Genomic DNA, 4,454 nt, shown 5'->3' on the forward strand with positions numbered 1-4,454 from the left:
CTTCGCGGGCCGGGCACCACGCGACCCACGACCTCCGACCACGAACCACTCTCGATCACGAAACCGAGCTACACCACAAAACGCGACTTGACTCTCGATACCGGCGGAGAGCGGATCCAAACCACTGCGACTCATCGATTCTGGGACGCCACGCAGCAGCGTTGGATCTCGGCCGGTGAACTACCTGCGAATGATTCGGTCCTGTCGGCAATCTTGGGGCCGGTGACTGTAGATGGGCCTGTTCCGTTCAGTCGGGAGAGCGGGATCGGCTACGACCTCACGGTCGCTGGGACGCACACATACCTCGTCGGTCCCAGCGCAGTGCTCGTTCATAATTGTCCTCTGGAAGGTGCCCCCGGGCGAGACGCGCGCGGGCGGTTCACCGGAGCCGGCGGCTACGGTGCCGAAGCCGAAGCCCGAGGTCTCGCTCGGTTTGAGGCCTTGACGGGGATCACCGTGGTCAGGAACCAAGTTCGTGCGACCGTGTCTGGTGCTGAGGGCGGTCGCTTCTATGACGGACTGGCCCAGAATGCGGACGGGACCTACATTGGTATCGAGGTCAAGAGTGGAACTGCGTCTCTTTCGGCGAGTCAGCGCGCCTTTGATAGCGCGGTCAATAGCGGCTCGGTCGCGCGAGCGATGCTAAACGGAAAACCCATTAGGATTACGTCGACCGAATTGATTGAAGTCCGATGACAACCCCCCGCTGCGGCATCACGATGAACGGGCGCATCACCATGGAACTCAAGTCGAGACCCGGGGGTCGCACAGCCGAGCAGCAGCTCCGTGCGGGGTTGGAATTGATGGACGGGGAAGACGACTTTGCGTTCCTGCTCTGGCATTTGCCAGAAGGCGTCCCTCGTGACTCGTTTGATCTCGAACTGGGCCCGGACAACTACATTCAATGCGCCGGAGGTTTGGACGGGCGTTTTACCTGCGAGATCCGTCGAGTCACGTCTGATGGGACCATTCGGCATGAAGTCCTAGGCCGTGCGAGCGGTCCCGACTCGGAGCCGTGGGTGCGCATCAAGTGGTCCGAGAATGAAACGTCAGTACGCCAGAGCGAAGTCTTCGATCGCGACGAAGTCATCAGACTTTTCGAGACCTACCGCTCGAACGGATCGATACCCGACGGCTACGTGACCCGGCGAATAGAAGTCTGAACCGAAGCGGCAATCGGTGCGCGGCACGGGTCGCCTCTAGCGGTGGAGCGGAATATGAGTCGATCGGTGGTGAAGCCGTGATCGCAAGGTTCAGTAATGACGGAGTACAGATTGATCTTGGGACGCTCGAGTACGGGTTTCTCTACCTCACGCTGTCGTACGTCCTCGACGGTGTGGCGCTCACCGACAACGAGTTTCGAAACATCCTTGGAATGTCGCGCGAGAACGCTGAGGAACTGATGCGGCACCTCGAGATAACGGAAGCGGAGGCCCGGTCGCGGGGCTCGCATTGGGATCACGGGCCGCGCTCCGACGACTGAGGCCTTCCACCGCCCGGGTGCGCCTGGATGTCTCGCTGTTCCTGACGGCTTCTGCCGTTCGAGTGCCAGGGGTCCCGCAACGCGCGGCAGGCTGTTGTGCAGCGCATGCGACTGCGCAGTAGCCATCCGGCTCGGTTCTTCGGATTCCGTTCGCCAGGAGCACCGCGACGCCGAGACTGTTTCGAGAGCCTGCGACCGGACACGATGGGCCGATCGAGCCGCTTGAGATCCAGTTCGACTCGGCGAACGAGGACGCCGTAGCCGATGTCCTTTGTAGGCTAGACGAACTCCGAGATACGATCGACGGGCGCATATCGGGCCCCGAACGCATAGCGATGTGCCGTGCGATCGGCAGTAGGCCCGGGTAGGTCCGCCGCCTCGCTCGCATCGTCGACGGCGTCCCGGGATGTCTGTGGCGGCTCGTTCTCGGGGGAGAGTTGCGGTGTTCTCCGGACGACCGCGATGCTGCGAGCTGCTGCAGAAGTTGATCTGCGTCGACGTCGTTCGATTCTCACGGTGGTCTTCGAGCAACGTCGCAGACCACATCAGTCACCTGGCCGACGGTTCCGAACTCCAGGCGTTCAGCGACACGGATGAAGATCCTTGGGTGCTGACGGTCTCGGGGACGACCTTCGTCGGTGGTGTCTCCGAATCCTGATCGGGCGCCGGAAGGCGATCGGCGGATCTTTGCGAGGGCATGCGCGGGTCATCGCCGTCAGAGGTGGTGTTCGGCGATAGGCCTCAGGCCTGCGGGGCAGGGCGGGAGAAGGTCATCGACCCACGAAGTAGTCGGTTGGGGCGCGGCGAGACCCGCCTCGGCGAGCAGCACCGAGAACCGCCGAGCGCCGGGGCGCTCTTCGGTCTCACGGTGCAGTCGCCCAGATCAGCCGGCGAGCAGGTCGTCCGCGTCGACCACCGTCGCGTACGCGCTGCCCAGCGCCGCGAGGAACGCGGCCTGGACGTCGGCCGCCGCCACCGTGCGGCCGGCGTGCTCCAGGTCCGGGCACGCGCAGGCGTCGCCGACGACCGTGACCTCGTAGCCGAGGTCCGACGCCGTCCGCACCGAGGCGTCGACGCACATGCTGGTCATCATCCCCGCGACGACGAGCTCGCGGACGTTGTCGTGGCGCAGGCGCGCGTCGAGGTCGGTGTCGAGGAAGGCGTTCGGCGAGGCCTTCGTGACGACCTCCTCGTCGGCGGTCGGCGCGACGGACGGATGGAACTCCGCGCCCGGCGTGCCGCGGACGAGGAAGCCGTCGTCGGGCTCGGCGGCGTGGCGGACGTGGACGACCGGGCCGCCGGCTTCGCGGAAGGCGGCCAGCACGCGCGCGGCCTGCGCCGCCGCGGCGTCCGGGCCGGCGAGGGGGAGGGCCCCGCCTGGGAAGTAGTCCTGCTGGACGTCGACGAGGAGCAGCGCGCGGGGCATCCGGCGCAGCCTACGCGGGGCGGTGACGACCGCGGTCGTGCCTGGCCGCACGGGCCTCGCCGCGGGGCGGCCCGACGTCGTCCGGGCGTCGGCACGCCGCCGCGCTGGTTGCCGCCCGTCCCGAGCGTACGGCTAAATACATGAACACCGATCAAGTATTTGCATTATCGTGCGTACGGCGGTACATTCCCGGCGTGGTCCGCACCCCGAACACCTATCTGACGTGTGCACGGCGGCGGCCGGGATTCGGGGCGGTCCGCTCGCCTCGATGTCGGTGCGCCGCGTAGGAGCCGGTCGCGGGACGCGCGGCCCGGGCGTTCGTCGTCCTCGGGGCGTTGCACGACTGCACCCCGCGGCCTCCCGTCCCGCGACCGACTCCTCCACCCGCGCGCCCTCCGGCGCCGGGCGTCCCGGTCCCGCACCACGCAGACCGCCCCGACGGGTCCACCGCCGGGGCGGTAGTGGGCGGCTCCGGACGACCCGGGCGCCGGAGGAGACGCGCGAGCCCGCACCGCTCCCCGGTGCCGGGCCCCCGGGCCCGCTCCCGCGGCGTCCGGACCGCGAACCCACCGCTCAGGAGACCCCATGGCCACCGCCGCCATCCCCACAGACCCCCGTTCCCCGACCACACCGGCCGCGGCCCTCGCGGCCGACGACCCCGCCGCCCGGACGATCACGAGCGACCCGCTGGTCCTCGGCTTCGCGCTCCTCGCCGTCGGCGCCGTGACGCTCGGCCTGCAGCTCGTCGGCTTCGTCGCCCAGGCGTCGCTCGGCAGCCCGCTGGCGATTCTCTTCGCCGGCACCGGGCTCGGCCTCTTCGTCGCCACCGCCTGGGCCGCGCGCCTGGAGTCCCGGCCGACGTCCGGCCCCTGGACCACCGGCACGACCCTGCCGATCACCTACCTCGCGCTGCTCGCCGCGTTCTTCACGAGCTACGCGGCGCTCGTCCTCGGCCTGACCCACGGCTGGTTCGGGGTCGCGGCGGCGGACGTGAAGGACACCGTCGCGACGTTCCAGCTGACGTGGCTGGTCGGCTTCGCGCTCGTCGCGATCGCCACCGCCCGGCTGCCGCGGATCATCCCCGCGCTGACGGCCGGCTTCGCCCTCGCGCTCGCGCTGCTGCTGATCGGCACCCTGGCACCGTCGGAGGCCGCGAACACGATCGCCGGCATCGTCGTCCTGGCCGTCGGCCTCGGCGCGGCCTACGTGTTCCTGTCGCTGTCCTCCGCCGCGACGGGCGGCCCGGAGCACCCGCTGGGCGCGCCGCTGATCGGGGGCGAGCAGTGAGCGCCCGCCGCCGCCCGCGCGGGGCCTGGCTCGGCGGGGCCCGCGACAGCGACGACGTCGTGGCGGGCCGCCCGCTGCGCGACCGCTCCGACCGCGTGGTCGGCCGGTACTTCGACGACGACGAGCCGCCGGAGGCGCTCCTGCGCGCGTCGCGCTCGCGCCGCGACGGCTGTTGGTGCTCGAGCCGGCGGGGGTGTTGGCGAGCGGCTGGTAGCCGCTGCCGGTGCCCGTCGCGCCGGGGACGATCGCCTGGCGGTA

At 69.2% G+C, this 4,454-nt stretch carries 5 protein-coding genes; 4 read left to right on the forward strand and 1 reads right to left on the reverse strand.

Going from position 1 to position 4,454, the window contains the following annotated elements:
- The 3 genes from AB0L40_RS26785 to AB0L40_RS26795 form a co-directional block, all read left to right on the forward strand.
- On the forward strand, positions 1 to 696 hold a 696-nt coding region (locus tag AB0L40_RS26785), incomplete at its 5' end, for a Hint domain-containing protein (protein WP_364361700.1).
- A complete protein-coding gene (locus AB0L40_RS26790; protein ID WP_364361702.1) occupies positions 693 to 1,163 on the forward strand; it encodes a hypothetical protein in 471 nt (156 codons plus the stop codon). The genes AB0L40_RS26785 and AB0L40_RS26790, both read left to right, overlap by 4 nt.
- Before the next feature lie 77 nt (positions 1,164 to 1,240).
- Complete coding sequence (locus AB0L40_RS26795; protein ID WP_364361704.1) at positions 1,241 to 1,483, forward strand: hypothetical protein; 243 nt, start codon at positions 1,241 to 1,243, stop codon at positions 1,481 to 1,483.
- 883 nt (positions 1,484 to 2,366) lie between these two features.
- On the opposite strand, the gene AB0L40_RS26800 is transcribed toward AB0L40_RS26795, so the two are convergent.
- Positions 2,367 to 2,909 carry a cysteine hydrolase family protein gene (locus AB0L40_RS26800; protein ID WP_364361706.1) on the reverse strand — a complete coding sequence of 181 codons (543 nt, stop codon included), beginning with the start codon at positions 2,907 to 2,909 and terminating at the stop codon, positions 2,367 to 2,369.
- A 585-nt stretch (positions 2,910 to 3,494) separates the two neighbouring features.
- On the opposite strand from AB0L40_RS26800, the gene AB0L40_RS26805 reads away from it, so the two are divergent.
- Positions 3,495 to 4,196: a hypothetical protein gene (locus AB0L40_RS26805; protein ID WP_364361708.1), complete on the forward strand. Its 702-nt coding sequence runs from the start codon at positions 3,495 to 3,497 to the stop codon at positions 4,194 to 4,196.
- Positions 4,197 to 4,454: the final 258 nt, after the last annotated feature.

This window comes from Patulibacter sp. NPDC049589 (genome assembly GCF_040675535.1).
Classification (GTDB): domain Bacteria; phylum Actinomycetota; class Thermoleophilia; order Solirubrobacterales; family Solirubrobacteraceae; genus Patulibacter.

Excerpts from the sequence above, each read along its gene's own strand:
- AB0L40_RS26800 (WP_364361706.1), bottom strand. The coding sequence starts at position 2,909 with ATGCCCCGCGCGCTGCTCCTCGTCGACGTCCAGCAGGACTACTTCCCA.
- AB0L40_RS26790 (WP_364361702.1), top strand. The coding sequence starts at position 693 with ATGACAACCCCCCGCTGCGGCATCACGATGAACGGGCGCATCACCATG.
- AB0L40_RS26805 (WP_364361708.1), top strand. The coding sequence starts at position 3,495 with ATGGCCACCGCCGCCATCCCCACAGACCCCCGTTCCCCGACCACACCG.